The following is a 22,033-nucleotide window of genomic DNA, read 5'->3' as shown; positions in this document are numbered from 1 at the left end:
TTTGAAATTGATAATTAAAAATTATAACTCTCTCAAAATCCTCTTTAAAACTTCCATATCACATTCAATCTTAATTGGCTCTTCACTTGCTCTTATAGCAGCATCTGGGTCTTTTAATCCATGCCCAGTTGTTATACAAACAATTCTCTCATCTCTATCAATAACTCCTTCTTCTAATAGCTTTTTTAATCCAGCTATTGATGATGCTGAAGCTGGTTCAACAAAAATTCCCTCCTTCCTTGCCAATAACTTTTGTGCCTCAACAATTTCCTCATCAGTAACTGCCTCAGCATAACCTCCAGAGGAATATATAGCATCTAATGCCTTTGGAGCATTTACTGGATTTCCAATCCTTATGGCTGTTGCAATTGTCTCTGGATTTTTGTATGGAACTATAGTTTTAGCTCTCTTTCTAAATGCTTCAACAACTGGTTTAGCCCCTTCTGCTTGAATTCCAGTCATCTTTGGCAACTCATCAATAATTCCAGTCATTTCAAACTCCTTAAATCCCTTCCATATAGCTGAGATGTTTCCAGCATTTCCTACTGGGACTATAACTCTATCTGGAACTTGCCAATTTAGTTGGTCACAAATCTCAAAAGCAATTGTTTTCTGCCCCTCTAATCTAAACGGATTTATTGAATTTAATAAATAAATTAATTTTTCCTTTGCCAACTGCTTAACCATATCTAAGGCATCATCAAAGTTTCCTTTGACTTGGATAACCTTAGCTCCATAAAACATTGCTTGAGCCAACTTTCCTAAAGCTACCTTTCCTTCTGGTAATAAAACTATGCACTTCTTTCCACATCTTGCTGAGTAAGCGGCTAAAGATGCTGATGTGTTTCCAGTTGATGCACAGCCAACAATCTCAACCCCTAACTCATTAGCTCTCGTTACACCAACAGTCATTCCCCTATCTTTAAAGCTACCAGTTGGGTTTGCCCCTTCATTTTTAACATAGAGTTCTTTAACTCCCAACTCTTTCTCTAAATTTTTGCATCTATATAATGGAGTTCCTCCTTCACATAAACTAACAATTTTGCTTTCATCTTTTACTGGTAGATATTCTATATACCTCCAAACCCCAATTTCTCTTTCTCTAAGCTTCTCTTTTGAAACTTTATCCTTTATCTCCTCATAATCATAGATAATCTCCAATAAGCCACCACATTCGCAGGTATAGACTATCTCATCAACATCATATGTTTTTCCACATTCAATACATCTTTGTAACATTATGCCACCTCAATATATTGGATAAAACTTACATCAAAGTTCCAAATTGAATATATAAATTGCGAAAGTCCTATATTAAACCTTTATGCATTAAGTATTTATAGCAATATCCAATATTAGCATTAAAAATTTGAAATCTATAAATAGGCAAACACTGGACTGTTATTACCAAATTATAAACATATGTCTAAGAATTGTACTATAATACATAAATATTCAATCAGTAATATATTATAATTATAATAGTATCTAGTAACAAGATAATTCACAGTTAATATTTAAAGCTAAATATCTTTGGGGATTATAATGATATACATTCACAAAAAGATAAAAAATCCCATAAAAGATGGAATCGAAATTGGAGAAGAAATAAAAAGAAACGTGGGAAGAGCATCTTTAATAATATTTATAACATCAATATTAGATGAAGATAAATTAAAACAGGTATTTAGAGGAATGAAACAGTATATTCCATTAGACAACCTCATTGGATGTTCTACAGGAGGAACATTCAATGGTAAAAATTACATAAAAGAGGATGGGGTTTTGATTTTAGCCTTCGACGAATATTACAAAAGTGCAGTATCTTGTGAAAAGATAGATAAGGAAGCTGAAGATGTTGGTGAGGAGATAGCTGATAAAATAAAAACCTGTATTAGAGATAAATATCCAAAATTAGACATAGATGACAATTTTTTAGGGTTTGTTTTTTTTGATTGGGATATGGACAGTGAGCAGGAGATATTAGATGTTTTAGGGAGGGAACTAACTATTCCGATTATTGGAGGAACAGCATCGGATGATGGTTCATTTAGTAAGTTTTTCCAAATATATAAAGGGGAGATTGTTAAAGACTGCTGCGTCTTTGGAGTTATTGGGGGAAAACTAAAGTTCGATTTAATTTACGGGCACGGGTATGAGCCAACTGATATATACGCGAGGGTTACTAAAGCTGAGGGGAAGGTAGTTTATGAATTAGATGGAAAGCCAGCTTATCAAAGATACTTAGAGATGCTGTCAGAATACACAAAACTACCAATAGATATTATTGAAAAATATTTCTACAGGGATTTGAGACGTCTTGATTTTTACTTAATGCATCCTCTTGGATTTATGGATATTAATGGGAATTATATTACTGCATTCTTGGAAAGAGTTGAAGAAAATGCCTTGGTATTTAGAAGGAATATATTAGAAGGAAGTTTCCTTGTATTAATGAAAACGGATATTGAAAAGCAGGTAAAATCAATTGCTGAGGAACTGAAAAAAGCTGAAAGTTTTGAAAACCCCTTGATATTTATAAACGAATGTTATGGAAGGGAAGTATTAAAAAATTCAATGTTTAGAGAATTTGAAGAAGATATCCTTAAATATTTCTTAAATTTCTATAAAACTGATAAAAAAGTTGAAGATTATATGATGGAAGATAATTGTATTGGCTGGCTAAGTTATGGTGAAACGATAGCTAAGGATTTGGTAAGATTCCACAATAATCTATCATTTACTGGAGTTATATTTGAATTATCGCAAAATAGTAACATAAACTGGAGGGAAGAACTAAAAAATTTCAATTTTGAAGATGATGAGATAGAAGTAATTGTAAATTTAATTAATAAACAGCTAACAGCTAAAGATTTACTACACTTAACAAACCTATCTCAAACTAAGCTCTACCACATACTAAACAAATTAGAAAAGGAAGGTATTATAAAAGCTGTGAGTGGGAAGCCAAAATTATATTACATTGATAACATAAAGGAAATTCTACAAAAAACCCATGAAAAAATAGAACATGAAAACATGGTTAAGAAAATTAAAAGGAAAAAATTGTTGAGATTGCTCTAAAACATTCTTTTATTTACATAGGAAAATAGACTTTCAATATCCCTAATGCCGCTGTTTGTATAGATAAAGATTTCATGCCTAATTTTTGTATTTACTTTAATTCCTCTATGTCTAAACTCCTCTACTATTGCTTTAGCCAACATTCTGCCTCTTCTATCAAAGTCAGTTAATAGGATAACTTCTTTAACCCTTTTCCTTACAAGTTCATCGGCTATTAAATAAATAGGAGTTTTGGCTATTATAATAAAGGTTCCTTCAACTCCCAACTTCTCTAAGCTTTCGACATCTCTCTTTCCTTCAACAATAATTGGCTTTTCCTCTGCCTCAATCTTTAGCTCTTCAATAACCTCCAATAATTTTTCAAAGTATTCATCCCTTCTCATAACCATCTTCCAGAAATTTTTTATTATTAAATTTTATTAAATTTTTACAAATCTCCAATTATGGGTTTTAATATTGATTTTTGCTCCTCATTAGTAATATTTTTTAAAATCTTTTTTATTAGAATCTTATCCTCTTCATTTGCAGATGTGTAAATTCCAGCAAGCAGATATATAAAATCTTCTAAAAGTTCTGGTCTTTTTTCACTAACTTTGAGCAATATCTTTAAACATGCATTTCTCTTATCTGTATTCAACATATCTCTAATACTATGTATGTTATTCGGATATTTAAATATAACGTTTGAAATAACATCTATCATTAACTTATCCTCTCCCTTATAATTACCAATCTCATTAATCAATATTGGAAGAACAAGCTCATTTGGATAGTTTTTAAAAAATTCCAAAGCCATTAATCTTAATTTTTTCGTTGAATATATCATTTCAGCAATTTTTGGGATTAATAGATTTATCTTCTCTTCATCCAATAATCCTTCATCAATAAATTTTTTAACAGCATTGATAAAAGCCAACTTTGAATAATAGCCCTCGGCCATATTCATAATTTCTCCAATCTTATCAACCCTATTTAAAGATGCATAAATCATGATTTTATTTGCATTTAACACATCCTTATCATCCATTTCTGCTTTTTCAGTTACCTCTAAAATTTTTTTAGCTAAATTATTATTGTCTATTTTATCGTTGTTAATTACAATTCCAGTTAAATGAACTATAAGCTCACCATTCTTTTTAACGTCCTCTAAAAAATCATAAATATCTATTAACTCTATATTTTTAGCACCTATTAGCTCTATTGTTTTATAAAATTCATAACCAAGTTTTTCAGATATCTTTAAATCGTTATAATGGATGTTGTATTTTACACAAATCTCTGCTACAATCTCCTCTATCAACCTCATAGCAACACTGCACTTTCTTATTTCCTCTTCCATCATCAACAAATGTCTAAATCCACCCATAAACTTCTCTTCTTCCAACTTATAAATTAACTCTTTCAACCTCTTATGCTCATTAATTAGAAACTCTAAATGTTCTTTTTTTGCAAATTCTTTTAATATTCTCAGAGATGATATTTTTAGCCCTAAATTCATCTTTTTTGCAAATTTTAGTGCTTTATTTTCAATATATTCTCTCAACTCATTATTATTTTGAGCTATCTTTTTAAGCTCTCTTGTAGCAGAGGTTTTTGCTTTTCCATACCCATAGTTTAAAAATTTAAATAATAAATCAACCTTCTTTTTTGAATCTTGTTTTAATGATATTAATTTAACTCCAACAAACTGTTTTTCCTCATCTCTTACATATAAAAAGTCTTTTAAAAATTCCCTATCGTAAAAGTTAGCAGGAAGTTTAATATTTTCTCTCAAAATTATATTTAAAGCAGTTTTTCCATGTGATTTTAGTAGAGATTTTATTTGCTCATTTGAAAATTCAAGTGAGATATTTAACTTTTCAAATAGTTGTTTAAATTTTTTATACAATTTTTTGTTCTCATCTCCCAATAAATTAGGATTTAAACAACTCTTCAAAATATTTTTCTCTCTGTTATTTAAAGAATCAACTATATTTAGTAATATATCCACTGCAAGCTCTCTTTCAGTCTTTTCTGAAGAATATAACTTATTAACCAAGATTTTTAATATCTCTTCCTGATTGTAGTTTTTTAATAAGATTTTTATGCCCTCATCTATGTTTCTGCTTTTTGTGTGCTCAAGGATGGCTCTAAAGAACATATTTTTTCCCTTCATATTTTGCAGAAATAAATAAATTATTTTCTCGTCCAAAGGCTTTTTTGCAATCTCAAGTATCGCTTCTTCAATACTCTCTCTATTAGTTACCTTCCTTAATATTTCTTCTGCCTCTCTGGCTATAATTCTCTTTTCATTTAGAGCTAAAATAACATAAAATAAATATTTCTCAATTATCTCATTATCCAGCCTTTTTAAAACTAACAGTGCCCTTCTAACATCATCTTTTTTGTTAGATGTAAATAGCTCATCTAAAAAACTTAAAATATCTGGACAGCTATTAATTAACTTAGCCAATTTATCATATTTTCCCTGTCTTAAATACTTTAAAAACACTTCCCTCTCCATACTATCACAATTAATAACATTATTATAAGAGAGATAAATAAATTTTTCTGGTGAGATTATGAAAAGCGAGATAACCAATGTAGATGTGTGCTGTGTTGTAGATGAATTACAAAACCTCATTAACGGTAGGTTAGATAAAGCATTTTTAATTGATAACGAGCAAAACAGGGAGTTGATATTAAAAATCCACGTTCCTGAGGGAGGGAGTAGAGAGCTTGTCATAAGTATCGGTAGATACAAATATATAACTTTAACAAATTATGAGAGGGAAAAACCAAAACTTCCTCCATCTTTTGCCATGCTCTTAAGAAAATATTTAAAAAACGCAAAACTAATAAAAATTGAGCAGGTGAATTTTGATAGGATAGTTATTTTTCACTTCGAAACAAGAGATGGAATTTATAAATTAGTTGCTGAGCTGTTTGGAGATGGAAATATTATATTTTTAAATAATGAAGACATAATTATAGCCCCACTTAGAGTTGAGAGATGGAGCTCAAGAAACATAATCCCAAGAGAAAAATATAAATTCCCACCACAAAAGCCATTAAATCCTTACAATTTAGAGTTTTCTATTGCCTATGAGGTTTTTAAAGATTATTTCTTGAATAATAAAGGAGTTGAGTGCGTTAGATTGATATCAAGAGTTTTTGGTATTGGAGGGCTCTACGCTGAAGAGATTTGTGAGAGGGCAGAGATAGATAAGAAAAAGAAAGAGTTAAGTGAAGAAGAGATAAAGAAGTTATTTGAGGCATCTAAAAATCTATTTAATGAAATCTTTAACAATAGAAAACCGCAGATTGTTTTAAAAGATAATGAATACTTTGACGTTGTGCCTATAGATTTAAAGAAATATGATGGCTTAGAGAAAAAATACTATAATAGCTTTTTAGAGGCAGTTGATGACTATTTTGCTAAATTTTTGGTTAAAGTTGAGGTTAAAAAGGAAAAATCAAAATTTGAGAGAGAGATTGAAAGGCAGGAAAATATATTGAAAAGACAGTTGGGGACATTGAAAAAATATAAAGAAGATGCAGAAAAAAACCAAATTAAGGGGGATTTAATCTATGCAAATTATCAAATTGTTGAAGAGCTATTAAATGCCATAAGACAGGCAAGAGAAAAAATGGACTGGGCAAGAATAAAAAAGATAATTAGAGAAAATAAAGAGCATCCAATTTTAGGATTGATTGAAAATATAAATGAGAATGTTGGAGAAATAGTTGTTAGATTAAAATCTGAAGTTGATGACAACGTTATAGAAGAAAGAGTTTCTTTAGATATAAGAAAAAATGCCTTTGAAAATGCTGAAAGCTACTATGAAAAAGCTAAAAAATTAAGAAATAAGATTGAAGGTATAGAAAATGCCATTGAATTAACTAAAAAGAAAATAGATGAGCTTAAAAAGAAAGGAGAAGAAGAATTGAAAGAAAAAGAATCCATACAGATGAAGAAGAAAGTAAGAAAGGAGAGAAAGTGGTATGAGAAATTTAAATGGACTGTTATTAATGGATTCTTAGTTATTGCTGGAAAGGATGCAATAACAAACGAGATTATTATCAAAAAATATACTGATAAGGATGATATTGTATTCCACGCAGATATTCAAGGGGCTCCATTCACAGTTATAAAAACTTATGGTAGAGAAGTTGATGAAGAAACATTGGAAGAAGTTGCTAAATTCTCTGTCTCTCACTCAAGGGCTTGGAAGCTTGGATATGGGGCTATAGACACCTACTGGGTTAAACCAGAGCAAATATCAAAGACAGCCGAGAGTGGAGAGTATTTAAAGAGAGGAGCGTTTGTAATTAGGGGAGAGAGGCATTATTATAGAAATACACCATTAGAGTTAGGTATTGGAGTTATTGAATACGATGGAGACATAAAGATAACAACAGCTCCTCCAAAGACATTGCAAAAGAGCTTTATTAAGTGGGTTATCTTAAAGCCTTCAAATAAAGAGAAAGGAAAAGTAGTTAAAGAGTTGAAAGAGATATTTAAGGATTATGGAGTTGATGATGAAGATATTTTGAGAGTGCTTCCTCCTGGAGGATGTGAGGTAGTTAAAAAATAATTATTTATTTTCTACTAACTCAATCACAACCTTTTTTAATGATTTTCCATTTGGACAGTTTATTTTTTCATTTAGAACCTGTTTTATTTTATATTTTTCCCCTTCTTTTATTCCTTCAGGATTGCAAAAACTATAATACTCACAATCAAAGTTATCACAACTTATCGGTTCGTGATTTAATACCACTCCTTCAAGTGCTTTTTTTGACTCAATCATAATTATCAAATCAGCCAACACTACTTCAACAACCTTAACTCCTCCTTCATGAACTACACAAGGATGATTTGCTGATCTAACTGAAACTATCTTATATTTCCTTCCAACTTCTAAATTTCCGTGGCATAATCTTTTAAACTTACAGTTGTTGCACTCTTCAATCTCTCCCAAATAAATAAATTCTCCTCCCGTCTTTGCCAATTTGCTACCAATTAAAGTTATTTTGCTCTCTTTGCTCATGATTATCCCAATTAGAATTATAATAAATCATTAAAATTATACAAAACTTTTAATATCTAGTCCTAAAATAAATGTGTTTCTGTTTCTATTTTTCAATAGGGCTTTCGCAGTTTATATATTCAATTGGAATTTAGACATCTAAAGGATGTTAATGTGCAACAGAATATTTATTCCTGGGAAAGTCCTATTCCAATAAATTTGGAAGCCAACTCCAAATAATATCTTCCAAGTTCTTCTCTAAAATAATTCAAATCAAGATACTTAGCTTTATGGTCTTCTAAGTAAATAGCTCTATCTCCCAAAGCCGTTAATAAATCCAACGAACTTGTAACTATAATAAAAGAGCTATCTCCGAGCTTTTCCCTATTTTCCATGATTATCTCAGATAATGATTTAACTCCCTCAAACCACTTACTTAGAACCCCACTAACCAATAAATTTACTGCTGAGTTGTCCTCATCTATCAAAATAAGCTTAGTTTTATTCTTTATAGCCCTCTGTATTTGATAAGCCATATACATTGAGCCAGAAGCTGTTCCATAAACTGCTTTAGGAGAGCCCTTAATCCCTGGAGGTAATTTTTGAAAAAATAAGCTTATATCTTGCCCACTCATCTCCATACTTCCTGTTGATGCCTTAGATAAGCTTTTAGTAGTTATTATAAACTCCCTACCATCTCCAATTAAGTGGTCGTCTCTCCCACTATCTATTGCTTGTAAGAGAGTTGTTTTTCCCTGGGCATTTCTTCCAGTGATTATAAATATCTCCTTCTTTTTTATACCAAGCCCTTTAACTTTTTTACCATACTTAAGCTCTATCTCTATTGGTTCAAGTTCTTCTGGACATTCAAAAGGGATATTTACATCTTTAGGTCCTGCTATTCTATAATGCCTCCTAACTTCAGTATATTTTCTTGCTGGCTTTGAGTTATTTGCTATAAAGCAAACTAAACCAAGTTCGTCTAATTTGTCCCTAAGATATTTTTGATTCATAATATTTTTAGCTTCATCAATTAGTAAATCAATTGAAATGTTTTTAATAAATTTATCTAAATCATAACACAAGTTATTAATCTGTTTAACAATCTCTTTAACATCTTTTTCTTTAAAAATCATCCTAAGCATTAAATATATCCTATCCCCTTCAATGTAGTTGTATCTATCAGCTTTCCACAAATCATATCCCAAATTTAAATCGCAATTCACTACTGTTAAAGGTTCATATAAAGCTTTATAGATTCTACCAAAATATCCTGCTAATGGCAAAAATCTCTTTTTCTTAATTATTTCCTGCTTTATTTCCTCAATAACTCTCTGCGTAGCTCCTTCTATACCCTCCTTATATTCAGAAAGTTTTAAAAAATTTTTATTTTCAAAAACAAATGGAAGAACTACCTTTATATTGCCATCTGGCTGTTTTACTGCATAATATAATCTATTTCTGTTACTTTTAGTTAAAAGAGAGGTGTTCAGAAATTCATTCCCTTTTAAATTGTTTATAATCTCATCTACAAACATAAAAATCCCTTAATAGGTAGTTCAAAATTTTAATAAATAGTGCGTCTCAGTTAGTGCCGATTTCTTCATCCCAAAAAGGTCGGTGGGGGTAACTTTCATCATCGACGCGAAATAAATTATTTAAACAACTCATTAATATCTTTCCCCTGCTTAATCTCTTTCCTATATGCCTCCAACAATAAATTCTTCTCTCCTAAAAACTCAGCAACTGTTTTAAAATCAACATTAATTTTTTCTCTAAACTTTTTATCCCTCAATAGATGGTGGTCGATTATAAGCTCAGCCCCAGTATTTTCAACTATATATTTTAAGTTTTCGTTAGTTTTTTCTAAGTTCTTTTTTCCATATCTATGCATTAAATATGTTGGCGGCCCTCCCATAAGTATTAGGTTGGGCTTTTCTTTAACTATATAATCTCTAATATCATCAAATATTACCCCCTGAGTATCGGAAGTGTGCATAAACTTAAACTTCCCTTCTTTAACTGTAGTTATCAAAACATAGCCTAACTTGTCATCTCTCCCATGTGGGAATGGTGGAGAAAATTTTATTTCTGTCTTTCCAAATTTAAAGGTTTTGTTGTCAGCAAATTCAATCTTTTTTGCAATATCTTTAACACCCTCTAAAAATTTTTTTGCCCTCTCCATTTGGCTTTTATTTATAAACTCAGTAGGATGCTTTATTAACAAAATCTTATCTTTATATAACTCTTTAGCATAATCTTTTGATTCTAAGTATATGTCATCAAAAAATGGAGTATAGTGGTCATAATGATAGTGGGAGATAGTTATAATATCAGACTTTTTTGCATAGTCATTGAGTTTATTTCTCATCTCCCTCAATTTTTCAAATTCTATATCATTTGGTTTTAAACCATACCTATCTGGGGCTAAAGCTACTCCGGGGTCTATTAAAATCCCTACATCTTTTGTTTTAACATATGTTGCTAAAGACCTGACCCCCAAACTTTCAGAAGCTAAGGGAATAACTTTCATAGTTCCACCACTTCTTAGAAAAAATTTAAAAATTTTTAAAATTTTATTATTCTATCTTAAAGAAATCACTTAACTTAACTTGCCTACTCTTTTCGTTTTCAAATATTGAATTAATTCCATCTTTAATTATTTTTAATCTTTGTTTTATATAATCATTTACATCATACTCCTCAGCCATCTTCTCTGCAACATCCATATACTTCTCAACGGCTCCCTTTGAAACAGTTAGTATCAACTTAGAGCCACACTTTGGACAAACTCCTTTCAATGGGATTCTTCTATATTTAGCCCCACACTTACATCTAACTGCCTGCCTTGAAAAAGCCCTTAAATTTCCAATCAAATCTGGGATGAAGTGGGATTGAATTACTTTTTCAGCAACATCTCTCTCGTCTGTAGCTCTAATCTTTTTAGCAACTGATAATTGAGAAGTGGTTTTTTCTAACATTGAACCCAAGGTTTTGTAAGCACAAATTTTCGGCCCTAAATCAATTCTTGAGGTTTCGTGAGTGTAGCCAATTCCTTCATACTGCTCTGGCTTTCCTAACCTATCTTCAACAGTCTCCATAAACTCCTTAACCTCCTTTGGTGAAGGCATTTCTAATGTCTTTTCATAAAACTCTAAAGGATAGCTCCACATTGTATCCATATTATGAACTTCTCCATCAACCTCCTTTGGGTCTAAGATTGTTGTTAATACCAGTGGGGCATCCATCTGCCCTCCTCTTTTATCTGGCAGGAATTTCTTAGAAAAGTTCAAAAACGCGTCTAATAGCAAAAAGAAAGAATCTTCATCTCCATCACATTGATATGTTTGAATATTCTCATTTATAATTACATTATGGTGGTTCTTAGCATTCAATGAATATATAAACTCATCCTCTGATTTTATTATCTCAACCTTTCTAACTTTACAATACCATCCTTCCTCCCAATCACTTTCATCTATTCTTTTTACCCTATTTTTATGCAATTCATAAACTTTCTGCTTTCTTTCTAAGAAAAAGCCAATCTCTTTAAAGAATATATCATAATAATGCCCAGCTATGTTTAAAGCATAAACTACTGACTTTGGAGCTTCTTTTCCTCTCTCTTCATAATATTTCTTTACACAACTTCCATCTCTTTCATTTGCATTTTCATCAACTGTCCAGTAAGTTTTAATACCAAATCTATTTAGCAATAAATCGATATCCTCCAACAATTTTTTATTTGCACTATAAACGGCAACTCTTGGTTTTGTTGTTAAAGCAGTTCCATCTCCATCAAAGTATGCAGAGAGCATTAATTTAACTTTCTCTTTTGGTAATTTAAAGACAAAGCTTGGAACTCTCTTTGACTTGGCTTTTTTACCAATCTTTAAAACTCTTGTAAAGAATAAATAAACAACTCTTGATGATAATGTTAGCTTTCCTTCCTCTTTGTTTTCATAGATATTTACGTCTCCAAATGCTTCCCTTATAGCTTTTTTAATATTCTCTCTAAGTTCCTCTTCATGAGCTGAGAAGCTTAGCTGATAAACACTCTCTGATTCTCTCGCATATCCTTCAGAGAGATAGTATCCAATCAACTTTAATAATGGCTCAATCTTAATAATTCTTTTAATATTAACTTTATCTCTTCTAACAGCAATATAACAGTCCTTTGGAACATCATCAACCGTTAAGTTTGATTTCTCTAATAAGATTAGAAGTTTATCCAATGGTATTGTATCATATCTCAAATAATCATTTAACTTCAACTCTCTAACTAATGTTTTATCAATATTTTCTTTAATCCAATTGCTAATACCCCTAACTCTCAAAATACTCCATAAATCTTTAAACTCCTCTTTTGAGAATTCTTTTAATAGGTCAAATTCTTCTATATCATCTTCTTCAAACTCAATCTTTGGGATTAGCATTAAATCTCCTTCTTTAACATCCATTGCTAATTTTTTGATAAATTTGCCATTTTCATAAACCATAACTGGATGGTCGTGGGTTGTTATAAACTCTCTATTTCCATCTATAGTTATCTTTATCAAATGATTTGGAGATTGTAACTTTATAACCTCTTCAATATCTGTTAAAACTACTTTTTTATTTTCTACATCAAAGGAATAAACCTTAATATCCCTCTTTGGCTTCTTTCTTATGAATGCATCTTTTTCAAATACTTCATCCTTCTCATCAAATAATTCATAGAGTTCTTTTAGGGTGATTCTTTCAACATTTCCATCGATATTTACCAAAATTCTTGTATCTCCTGGGAAGCAGTTTCTTCTCTTTGCAGCATGGAAATAAGGGTGAGCATATCCAACATTCGCTTTTGTATATCCAATAATTCTTCCAACCATTCCTGCTGATGTGTGAGGTGCCATACCAATAACTAAATGCCCAATTAAATCCTCCTTCTTCTTTACATTGTAAAATCTCTCAACCTTATAGAATTTTTCCAATAAATCATCTATAAAATTAGCTACTCTAACAAAGTACTCTGCACAGCTCTCTGGAATAATTACATCTTGTGGCTTTAGCTCAACAACTTGCTCTCCATCAACCAGCTCATTGCCATAGATATCTTTGTCATAGCCAAGCTCTCTCAACTTTTCAACAGTAACATTTATCTCATTTGGTTTAAAGTGAGTTACTGGCACATCAGTGCAATCAAATCTTGTAGTTCCATCTTTAAAGACATAGACCTCATTCATAGCCCTCAATATAGCTTTTTCTAATGGCTCAACAATCTTCTGCTTTGAAGTCATCCCTTTAATACATTTAACATCTCCTGGCTTATTTATACCCAATCTCTTTAAAGCAGCATACCAATAATCCTTTAAAGGAGCTTTAATTCGTCCAAATTTGTCTAACTCTACCTTAGTTCCACAGAATGGACAGACTCTATATAAAGAGATTTTTCCACAATTTGGACATCTTGTATAGGAAACATCAATATCATCTGTGTTGTTTTCTTCAACTGCCTTGTTTATCAATCTCACTTGCCCTCCAGCATTGCCTATTGGGAACAGCCCATTAACTGGGGGCTTCATCTTTCTTGGAGCAGCTTTCTCTGGTCTTCCCATCCTTGCTCCAACATAGACATAGGTGTTTCTTCTAACTTCAAATGGGGCTAATAGATTTATAAGATGCATGCTGTTCTTAGCTGTTTTTAGAATTTCATCTATATTATCAACTAAATCCTTTTTATTCTCAACATCAAATCCTAATGAGTAGAGTAAAGGATAGTATTCTTCAATTATAACCTTTTTATTTCTAACTAAGTGACAGCAACCAATTAATTCTAAAATTCTCTTAGCTTTTTTATCATCCTCTGTCTCTAAATCAACAATCCAAACTTTTTTTCCTTCAAAATTATCTTCTTTTCCTTTTAATAGCCATTTTCTTAATAAGATTATATCCTCCTTACTAACATCATGCCAATGGTATGTAAATCTTGGATGCAATGGGGTTTCTGTTTTTAAAGCAAATTTAACAGCTTCTTCTGGCTTTGGATTTTTTATAAACTTCTTATCATACTCTATATTATTAGCTATCAATAGCTTCTCATACCACTCTTCACACCAACAGCTTGGCAATAATGGGTGGTTGTTCTCTAAGAAATCCCCATAATTAACTAAAACATCTCCTAAGAATAAAATTTCCTCAACTCTATCTCTAACCTCTATAGCTTTCTCTATTGTATCAACCCTAATAACATCTCCATTTTTTAGCTTGACAATTGGTGGTTCAATACTATCAACTGGCACAACGCAGGTAGCTTTTCCCGGCCTCTCAGTTTTTAGCTGAGTTCCAACAGCCATAAATTCATCTACCAAATACATCAAAGCTGGATGAAATCCTTGAGTAGCGAAGCCAGTATTTCTACTTCTTCCATATCTTAGCCTAAACCCTCCAACCTTTGAAGGATGGGCAAATACTGGTCTCCCAGCAATAACTTCACTTATAAACTTTTTGTTTGCTTCTATCTTAACATCTCTCCAGTATCCACTTATCTCTTCTTCCTCTTCATCTATTTCTTCTTCATCTACTTTTTCGTCCTTTTCTTCCTCTTTTTCTTCTTTTTTACTCATTAAATCCTTAAGCCAATCCCATCCCTCTATTCCTAATTTATCAACGTGCCTCAATATTTTAGGAGCTTTTAGCAAGACCCCCTCAACCAAAACTAATAATGCCCCTCCCCTTAGTTGGTTTGTCTCTACCCTCGGCAAATCTCTATGCCCAGAAACTTCTACATCATCTGTAGCCTCTCCAGTAATCTCAATTGGAATATTTCTTATAGCTGTTCTAATCTCATCTGCCGTTGGATTGTATTGGAAGCTCCCAACTTCTGATTGGTATAGCTCAACCTCCTCAACATATCTCTCAATCTCATCCTCTGTTGGTTTATACCTATCTAAACCCATTGCCTTTCTTACGAAATCCCCAACTAAGACAGATAGAGCTTGTGCAGTTCCTCCAGCACTTCTTATAGGTCCTGCGTAGTAAATGGCTAAATATTCAGTTCCATCTGGGTTTTTTTTGATTTTAACGTCTGCAATTCCTTCTAATGGTGCAGCGACAATCCCTTCAGTTAATACAGCTAAAGCTGTTCTAACTGCTTGCTCTGCCTTCTTTTCCTTATCAAAGTTTCCAAATTTGCCTTCTACAATTTCTTTAGCAATCTCCAATGCCGCTGGTTCTTTACCTAACTCTTTAACTAACTCTCTAATTCTCTCAGCCACACCTTTCGGCCCAACCAATCCTTCAACCCTATCAGCCATATCAGCAGCTAAAGGAATTTCAACTTCATCAACTGGGTCAAAACCTTTTTTTCTACACTCTTCAGCTATTTTGTAAATTTTTTCAACTTCATTAACAATGTTTTCAAAATATTTTTTCATGTTTTCAGAGCATGCAACATGAACCATAATAATCACGTAATTAAATATTTTCGAAGTTCGATAAAGTTTCTTTTACTTATTTTATTCTCAACTAACTATAAGACCTTTACCATGTATAAATTGAATATTCAAATATTTATACTTAGTAAGAACTATCTAAGAATTTAAAGGGATAAACATAAAAAAGAAACCACATAAATAAAATAGATAGCATTAACACATTAAATTTAATTTATGCACACCAAAATATTTCCGGGGATTACAATGTTAATTAGTTTGGTTGTAGTTTTCTCCATTGTAATATATTCAATAATCATACCATGGATTGTTAGCTGGGCTATATTAAATAAACAGTATGGCAAAAAAATTGATTTCATAAGTTCATATTATTTTTTAGACAAAAATTTAACAAAATCTGAAAAAATAAAAGTAGAACTTGTCAGGGGTGTTCTAACTATTGCAATATTGCTTATTTACCTTAAATTGTCAAGGATAGATTCTTTATTAGGACTTTATGAGTTGATATTTGGGGTAATAATGATAGGAACAGTTAATTTCATTTTAATAAGACATTATTTAAAAAATAAAGAACTTCATTTAATTCCTATCATTGAAAAAAGCAAAAATTGAGGGAGGAAAATGAAACCAACTGCTTATTTCTGTATGGAATTTGCAATACATCAGCCACTAAAAACCTATGCTGGAGGATTGGGATTTTTAGCCGGCTCACATTTTAGGGCTGCTAAAAGATTGAATCAACCTCTTGTGGGGGTTTCAATATTATGGAGTTATGGATATTATGACCAATTAAGAGATAGAGAAGGAAAAATGAAAGTTGAATATATAAGGAAATATTATGATTTCTTAGAGGATATCAAATTAAAAGTCCCGGTTACAATAAATAACAACACTGTCTGGGTTAAAGCCTATAAATTAGAGGAGGATGTCTTTGGAACTTGCCCAATATATTTTCTGACAACTGATATTCCAGAAAATGATGACTTCTCAAGAACTATAACCCATAAATTGTATGATGCCAACAACATACTTCATATAGCTCAACAGATTGTTTTAGGTGTTGGAGGATATAAGGTTATAAAAGAATGTGAAAATGTAAAGCTCTTCCACATGAATGAGCCCCATCCTTTACCATTGGTTTTTAAGCTGATAGAAGAGTATGGGCTTGAATATACAAGAGAACATACAGTTTTCACTACTCACACCCCACTACCAGAAGGGAATGAAACTCAGGACATTAATTTATTAAAATCTATGGGGTTCTTTGGAAATGTTGATGTAAAATTAGCTGAAAAGTTAGGAGGAAATCCATTTAACTACACAGTTTGTGCCTTAAGAGTTTGTAAGAGAGCTAATGCTGTCTCTAAAAAGCATAAAGAAGTTTGCGATAGAATGTGGAGCTGGGTTAAAGATAGATGTGAAATAGTGGCAATAACTAACGCTCAAGATAGACATTATTGGCAAGACCCAATTATTAGGGAGGCTGCTAAAAAATATGATATAGATATGCTAAGAGAGAGAAAAATGGAATTAAAAGAAATTTTGTTTGAGGAAGTTGCTGACCAAACTGGAAAATTGTTTAAAAAAGATAGATTAACCGTTGTTTGGGCAAGGAGATTTACTGCCTATAAAAGACCTCATATATTGCTTCATGATGAGATGAGATTACTTGAACTATTAAAAAAGAAAAGAATACAGGTTATTTGGGCAGGGAAACCTCATCCTAATGACCACAATATGATAGCAACATTCAACTGGATTGTGTCAAAGACAAGGGATATGAAAGGAGCCACCATATTAACTGGTTATGAGTTAAAATTAAGTAAGATGTTAAAGCAGGGTTCAGATATTTGGCTTAACACACCAAAACTAAATCATGAAGCATCTGGAACATCTGGAATGACGGCATCTATGAATGCCTCTATTCACATGAGCACCTTAGACGGGTGGCATGTAGAATGGGCTAAGATGTATCCGGATGATAGCTTTACAATTGGCGATGGAGTTAGGGATGATGATGCCTATGTAGCTAACTGCATTTACAATTTATTGGAAGATGCTGCCGATATATATGATACTGAAAGGTGGTGGATGAAAGCTTGTAACTGCGTTAATCATATTGTTGAATATTTTGATGCTGAAAGAATGGCTAAGGAATATGCTGAAAAGCTATATAAATGAAACTTTTAGAAAAAGTTAGATGAAAACCGTTAAGTTTCCATTGCTGGAAAGCAAAGCTTTCCATTGAACAAAAACTCATTTGAGTTTTTGTAGCTCGAAGCTAACGCTTCGATTAGATGAAAACCTAACAGTTTTTATAGCCTGAAGCTAACGCTTCAGTTTCATCAAAAAATTTAATGCTGAAGTTGTAAAGTCCTACAGACTGGAAAATTTCGTAAAATAAAATTTGGTGGTTTAATGCTAATCTCTCATATTTCTTTGAGTGATAAAATAACTCTTCTAACTTATGGATGTAACTTTAAATGTAAATACTGCTTCTTTAAGCCCTTGGCTTGTAAAAAATATAAGGTAGAGGAGATTTTAGACAAAATTTTAGAAGTTAATATGAGTTATGGGTTAAATAAAATTTTAATTGCTGGTGGAGAGCCAACATTACAAAAAGATTTGGTTGAGCTAACAAAATTGTTAAAAGATGAAGGGTTTTATCTTATGCTTTCTACAAATGGGTATTATTTGAAAGACATGCTTGATAAACTTGAAGTTGATGAAATACATATTGATATGAAGGCTTATGATGAAAATAAACATATATATTTAACTTCCTGCTCTAACAAAAAAGTTTTGGATTGTATAAGTTATATAGGTGAAAATGGAGACGAGTTTAATTTTAAAGTTGAAATAGATACAGTTTTAATTCCAAATATTGTTGATTTAGATGAAATTGAAAAAATAGCTAAGTTTTTAAGTAATTGGGATTTGCCTTATAGAATTACTGGTTATGTAAAATATAATAATAATTTAAATGCTGAAAAACCAGATGAAGCTAAAATATTAAAAGCAAAAGAAATTGCTTTAAAATATCTCTCCAATGTTTCTTGCTCCTTAGATTTTAAAAGACATAAAAAATCTAAAAAGGTTATTATTTAATTATACTACTTTTCCTCTTCCTTTATCCCAATAACTTCTAATATCTTAGCTCTAATTGCCTCTTCAACTAATTTTCTTAAAGCTTCTTTGTCAGATACTGCTTTAAATATTCCTAAAGGAATTTTAGCTGCTGCAGCTGTCTGATGTCCTCCTCCACCAAATGCTCTATTCAATATCTCTCCAAGGTTCAATCTCAAATCCTTAGTTCTTGCAGATATGTGAATTTCATCTCCAACAATACCAAATACGAATGTTGTAGAAATTCCCTCCATCTTTAATAAGAAATCAGCTGCTTTTGGCAGAGCATCCCTATTAGAAATTTCACCAACATAAGATAGAGCAATATTTCCTTTAACTACCCTTCTATTCATTATTGCCCTTGCTAAAACTTCCATAACTTCTGTTGAAATTTCTGGATTTTCTATCATATTTAAGATAGAAGCATCTATGTAGCTCTGCAGATAAGCAGCTGCTTCAAAATCTAATTTTGATGTCTCTCTCTTAAAGTAGTCAGTATCTGACTGTATTCCATAAAATAAGGCAGTAGCTAAGTTTCTCGATGGTTCTATCTCCAATTCCATAAGGTATTGTGTTAAAATAGAAGCAGTAGCTCCAACTTCTGGCCTAACATCCATATATTTGGCAGTTAAGTCAGTGTTGTTGTGATGGTCTATAATTATATCAATGTTTGGAAGTTCAATGGGTAGTTGCTTTGATGAGGAGGTGTCTATAACTGCAATAACGCAGTAATTATTTAAATCCACATCTTCGATATTTAAAAGCCTTATTCCTAATAAGTTTATCATCGCCTTATTTTCATCATAACCAATGTTTCCTCCATAAGCTATATCTGCATCAACACCCCATTTTTCAGCAAGTGTTTTTAAAGCCATTGCACTTGCTATAGCGTCAGGGTCTGGATTTGTATGTGTTAAGATTAAGAGAGGAGCTTTTTTTTCTTCTTCCGTTTTTTCCAACTTCATGCATCTTTTCTTTCCCTCTATTAGCACAGATTTTAATTGCATTAACTTTCTCTTTAATTTTGCGTCTTCAACTTCCTTTGCAATGTCTTTAGCTCCGCTCTCTAATATGTTTATAATTTTATCTATATTTAGCCCCATATAAAGCTCTGGGTATCTTGGAATAGCTCTCGCAATTTTGTATGAGTTTGGGCTTAGCTCACAAACTTTTTCAGCTATTGCCCTATTAACCTCTGGCTCATTTGTTAATATTAATACAATATCTGCATTATCAATTTTAGCTTTTTTCAATACTTCATCTTTAGTAGCGTCCCCAACAATTACAGTTACTCCTTCTTTCACTAAATCGTCAGCATCGTCAATATTTTTGTCGATAATTGTAATTGGTTCTTTATTTTTAATAAAATTTACAACTTTTCTACCAAAAGAACCAAAACCTATTACGGTTATCATATTCATCACATTGTATATTTGTTGATATCGATAGCAATGTTTAATTCGTCTATCATACTCATTTGCATATCTCCTATTACTTATCCAGAATGATATATAAACCTTCCTAATTATTCTAAAAACTCAATCTCTATTTTATCTTTTAAATAATTTATTAACATTTTAGCATATTCCAATTTTTTAATTTTTATTTCATCTCCTATTGCTATATCCTCTTTTATATTTGGTCTCGAATATTTAGTTATATAAACTCCAAAATCCATTCCTCCTAAGATTAACTTTTTAGCTCTAAGATAATAAGCTAAAAAACAGCATCTATCTCCATCTGTAAATCCACCAAAGTTAATTACATTTTTTAAATTTAGCTCTTTATAATTTGGTATCTGACAACTTCCAATGATATTTTTTAGTTTTGGGACATATTTTTTAATTTTTTCAATGTTATCCCCATGTGCATGAACCACAACTATAGAGCCATTTTTATTACATTCAATTAAAGCCTCTAAATCTCCATCCAAATCTGAAACTATAATATCTGGAATTATGCCTTCTTCTAAAAATGCCTTACATGCACCATCAGCTACTATTATTGGGTTGTTTATATTTTGTAATCTCAATCTTTTTATAATATTAATGTGTCTTTTTATTGATGGGCCTGCACCAAAGATAAATACTTCTCTGCCTTCAATAATATCTTTAAGTTTGTCAATAGGTATTGTATTAGCTTTCTCTAAAATGTTATTTAAAATTACTGCACTTTCAACATCTTTTTCTTTGCTAAATCCAAAGTCCTCAATAATTTTGTTATAAAATATCTCCCACTCTTTCATGTCCATATTATCACATTTAGTTATTTGGTTACTACACTTAAACAAATTCAAATCATAAACTATAAAAACAATACGAATAAAGTTATATAAGAATATTATCGCCATAAAAAGGCTATATAAAGCCACCATGTTCCATTGGTGATAAGATGTTGAGTGTAAATAAAAAGGCATTGGAAATTGTAAATAAAATGATAGAAAATAAAGAGGAGTTAAATATTGACGTTATAAAATTGGAAAACGGAGCTACTGTTTTAGATTGTGGAGTTAATGTTGCTGGAAGCTGGGAAGCTGGAAAGCTATATACAAAGATTTGTTTGGGAGGTTTAGCACACGTTGGCATCTCCTTATCACCATGTGAGTGTAAAGGAATAACTCTACCTTATGTTAAGGTAAAAACCTCACATCCAGCAATAGCTACATTGGGAGCTCAAAAGGCTGGATGGACAGTTAAAGTAGGAAAATACTTTGCAATGGGTTCTGGTCCGGCAAGGGCATTAGCCAAGAAGCCAAAGAAAACCTATGAAGAAATTGGCTATGAAGATGATGCAGATGTTGCTGTTTTGTGTTTAGAGGCTTCAAAGTTGCCAAATGAAGAAGTTGCTGAGTATGTTGCTAAGGAGTGTGGTGTTGAGCCAGAGAACGTTTATTTATTAGTTGCTCCAACTGCCTCATTAGTTGGTTCAATCCAAATCAGTGGTAGAGTTGTTGAAAACGGAACATACAAGATGTTAGAAGTTTTAGAGTTTGATGTTAACAAAGTTAAATATGCAGCAGGTTTAGCTCCAATTGCTCCAATAATTGGTGATGACTTCGCAATGATGGGAGCTACAAATGATATGGTTTTATATGGAGGAATAACATTCTACTACATTAAGAGTGATGAAAACGATGATATTGAGGGATTATGCAAAGCCCTTCCATCTTGTGCATCAAAAGACTATGGAAAGCCATTCATGGAAGTGTTTAAAGCTGCTGACTATGATTTCTACAAAATTGACAAAGGAATGTTTGCTCCAGCTGTGGTTGTAATTAACGATATGACAACTGGAAAAGTCTATAGAGCTGGAAAGGTCAATGCTGAAGTTCTTAAAAAATCATTAGGCTGGACAGAGTTATAAAAACTTTTTTAGCTT

Annotated in this window: 15 protein-coding genes; 6 read left to right on the top strand and 9 right to left on the bottom strand. The window is 31.7% G+C overall.

The features are described from left to right. Positions 1 to 21: 21 nt before the first annotated feature. On the bottom strand, positions 22 to 1,239 hold the full coding sequence (thrC, locus tag MFS40622_RS03260) for a threonine synthase (protein WP_012980251.1): 1,218 nt from the start codon (positions 1,237 to 1,239) through the stop codon (positions 22 to 24). Positions 1,240 to 1,545: 306 nt separating this feature from the next. Here thrC and MFS40622_RS03255 point away from each other — a divergent pair, with 306 nt between their 5' ends. Beyond that, entirely contained in the window at positions 1,546 to 3,084 is a 1,539-nt protein-coding gene (locus tag MFS40622_RS03255) for an FIST N-terminal domain-containing protein (protein ID WP_012980250.1), read from the top strand. Here the strand turns inward: MFS40622_RS03255 and MFS40622_RS03250 are convergent. Next, the gene (locus tag MFS40622_RS03250) at positions 3,081 to 3,467 is read right to left on the bottom strand and encodes a toprim domain-containing protein (protein WP_012980249.1); all 387 of its coding nucleotides are present in this window, start codon (positions 3,465 to 3,467) and stop codon (positions 3,081 to 3,083) included. The genes MFS40622_RS03255 and MFS40622_RS03250 overlap by 4 nt on opposite strands. A 44-nt stretch (positions 3,468 to 3,511) precedes the next feature. After that, positions 3,512 to 5,587, bottom strand: a complete 2,076-nt coding sequence (locus MFS40622_RS03245; protein ID WP_048197445.1) for a hypothetical protein — start codon at positions 5,585 to 5,587, stop codon at positions 3,512 to 3,514. Between the two features lie 58 nt (positions 5,588 to 5,645). On the opposite strand from MFS40622_RS03245, the gene rqcH reads away from it, so the two are divergent. Next, positions 5,646 to 7,661: a ribosome rescue protein RqcH gene (gene rqcH / locus MFS40622_RS03240; protein ID WP_012980247.1), complete on the top strand. Its 2,016-nt coding sequence runs from the start codon at positions 5,646 to 5,648 to the stop codon at positions 7,659 to 7,661. Here the strand turns inward: rqcH and MFS40622_RS03235 are convergent, their stop codons facing one another. From MFS40622_RS03235 to MFS40622_RS03220, 4 genes are all read right to left on the bottom strand, one after another. Continuing rightward, positions 7,662 to 8,117 (bottom strand): UPF0179 family protein, encoded by a 456-nt coding sequence (locus MFS40622_RS03235; RefSeq protein ID WP_012980246.1) that lies wholly within the window; start codon positions 8,115 to 8,117, stop codon positions 7,662 to 7,664. A 167-nt stretch (positions 8,118 to 8,284) separates the two neighbouring features. Beyond that, positions 8,285 to 9,634 (bottom strand): ABC-ATPase domain-containing protein, encoded by a 1,350-nt coding sequence (locus MFS40622_RS03230; protein WP_012980245.1) that lies wholly within the window; start codon positions 9,632 to 9,634, stop codon positions 8,285 to 8,287. Between the two features lie 116 nt (positions 9,635 to 9,750). After that, on the bottom strand, positions 9,751 to 10,629 hold the full coding sequence (locus MFS40622_RS03225; protein WP_012980244.1) for a hypothetical protein: 879 nt from the start codon (positions 10,627 to 10,629) through the stop codon (positions 9,751 to 9,753). Positions 10,630 to 10,675: 46 nt separating this feature from the next. Then, positions 10,676 to 15,538 carry a DNA-directed DNA polymerase II large subunit gene (locus tag MFS40622_RS03220; protein WP_012980243.1) on the bottom strand — a complete coding sequence of 1,621 codons (4,863 nt, stop codon included), beginning with the start codon at positions 15,536 to 15,538 and terminating at the stop codon, positions 10,676 to 10,678. Between the two features lie 237 nt (positions 15,539 to 15,775). On the opposite strand from MFS40622_RS03220, the gene MFS40622_RS03215 reads away from it, so the two are divergent. From MFS40622_RS03215 to MFS40622_RS03205, 3 genes are all read left to right on the top strand, one after another. Continuing rightward, positions 15,776 to 16,141, top strand: coding sequence for a hypothetical protein (locus tag MFS40622_RS03215; protein WP_012980242.1), 366 nt, complete (start codon positions 15,776 to 15,778; stop codon positions 16,139 to 16,141). A gap of 9 nt (positions 16,142 to 16,150) precedes the next feature. Then, positions 16,151 to 17,710 (top strand): alpha-glucan family phosphorylase, encoded by a 1,560-nt coding sequence (gene glgP, locus MFS40622_RS03210; RefSeq protein ID WP_012980241.1) that lies wholly within the window; start codon positions 16,151 to 16,153, stop codon positions 17,708 to 17,710. Between the two features lie 237 nt (positions 17,711 to 17,947). Next, the gene (locus MFS40622_RS03205; RefSeq protein ID WP_012980240.1) at positions 17,948 to 18,637 is read left to right on the top strand and encodes a radical SAM protein; all 690 of its coding nucleotides are present in this window, start codon (positions 17,948 to 17,950) and stop codon (positions 18,635 to 18,637) included. 5 nt (positions 18,638 to 18,642) lie between these two features. Here the strand turns inward: MFS40622_RS03205 and MFS40622_RS03200 are convergent, their stop codons facing one another. After that, positions 18,643 to 20,070: a DHH family phosphoesterase gene (locus tag MFS40622_RS03200; RefSeq protein ID WP_012980239.1), complete on the bottom strand. Its 1,428-nt coding sequence runs from the start codon at positions 20,068 to 20,070 to the stop codon at positions 18,643 to 18,645. A gap of 110 nt (positions 20,071 to 20,180) precedes the next feature. Then, positions 20,181 to 20,906 (bottom strand): 6-hydroxymethylpterin diphosphokinase MptE-like protein, encoded by a 726-nt coding sequence (locus tag MFS40622_RS03195; protein WP_012980238.1) that lies wholly within the window; start codon positions 20,904 to 20,906, stop codon positions 20,181 to 20,183. 140 nt (positions 20,907 to 21,046) lie between these two features. Between MFS40622_RS03195 and mch the strand changes: the two genes are divergently transcribed. Beyond that, positions 21,047 to 22,018: a methenyltetrahydromethanopterin cyclohydrolase gene (gene mch / locus MFS40622_RS03190; RefSeq protein ID WP_012980237.1), complete on the top strand. Its 972-nt coding sequence runs from the start codon at positions 21,047 to 21,049 to the stop codon at positions 22,016 to 22,018. The last annotated feature ends 15 nt before the right edge of the window (positions 22,019 to 22,033 follow it).

The sequence above is a fragment of the Methanocaldococcus sp. FS406-22 genome (assembly GCF_000025525.1).
GTDB lineage: Archaea > AGJL01 > Methanococci > Methanococcales > Methanocaldococcaceae > Methanocaldococcus.
The sequence above is the reverse complement of the archived record's forward strand: the minus strand, read 5'-3'. Positions and strand labels throughout refer to the sequence as shown.

Coding starts and splice junctions, on each gene's coding strand:
- rqcH (WP_012980247.1), top strand. CDS start 5,646: ATGAAAAGCGAGATAACCAATGTAGATGTGTGCTGTGTTGTAGATGAA.
- MFS40622_RS03235 (WP_012980246.1), bottom strand. CDS start 8,117: ATGAGCAAAGAGAGCAAAATAACTTTAATTGGTAGCAAATTGGCAAAG.
- MFS40622_RS03230 (WP_012980245.1), bottom strand. CDS start 9,634: ATGTTTGTAGATGAGATTATAAACAATTTAAAAGGGAATGAATTTCTG.
- MFS40622_RS03245 (WP_048197445.1), bottom strand. CDS start 5,587: ATGGAGAGGGAAGTGTTTTTAAAGTATTTAAGACAGGGAAAATATGAT.
- MFS40622_RS03195 (WP_012980238.1), bottom strand. CDS start 20,906: ATGGACATGAAAGAGTGGGAGATATTTTATAACAAAATTATTGAGGAC.
- MFS40622_RS03205 (WP_012980240.1), top strand. CDS start 17,948: ATGCTAATCTCTCATATTTCTTTGAGTGATAAAATAACTCTTCTAACT.
- MFS40622_RS03200 (WP_012980239.1), bottom strand. CDS start 20,070: ATGATAACCGTAATAGGTTTTGGTTCTTTTGGTAGAAAAGTTGTAAAT.
- MFS40622_RS03250 (WP_012980249.1), bottom strand. CDS start 3,467: ATGAGAAGGGATGAATACTTTGAAAAATTATTGGAGGTTATTGAAGAG.
- thrC (WP_012980251.1), bottom strand. CDS start 1,239: ATGTTACAAAGATGTATTGAATGTGGAAAAACATATGATGTTGATGAG.
- MFS40622_RS03220 (WP_012980243.1), bottom strand. CDS start 15,538: ATGGTTCATGTTGCATGCTCTGAAAACATGAAAAAATATTTTGAAAAC.
- MFS40622_RS03215 (WP_012980242.1), top strand. CDS start 15,776: ATGTTAATTAGTTTGGTTGTAGTTTTCTCCATTGTAATATATTCAATA.
- MFS40622_RS03225 (WP_012980244.1), bottom strand. CDS start 10,629: ATGAAAGTTATTCCCTTAGCTTCTGAAAGTTTGGGGGTCAGGTCTTTA.
- mch (WP_012980237.1), top strand. CDS start 21,047: ATGTTGAGTGTAAATAAAAAGGCATTGGAAATTGTAAATAAAATGATA.
- MFS40622_RS03255 (WP_012980250.1), top strand. CDS start 1,546: ATGATATACATTCACAAAAAGATAAAAAATCCCATAAAAGATGGAATC.
- glgP (WP_012980241.1), top strand. CDS start 16,151: ATGAAACCAACTGCTTATTTCTGTATGGAATTTGCAATACATCAGCCA.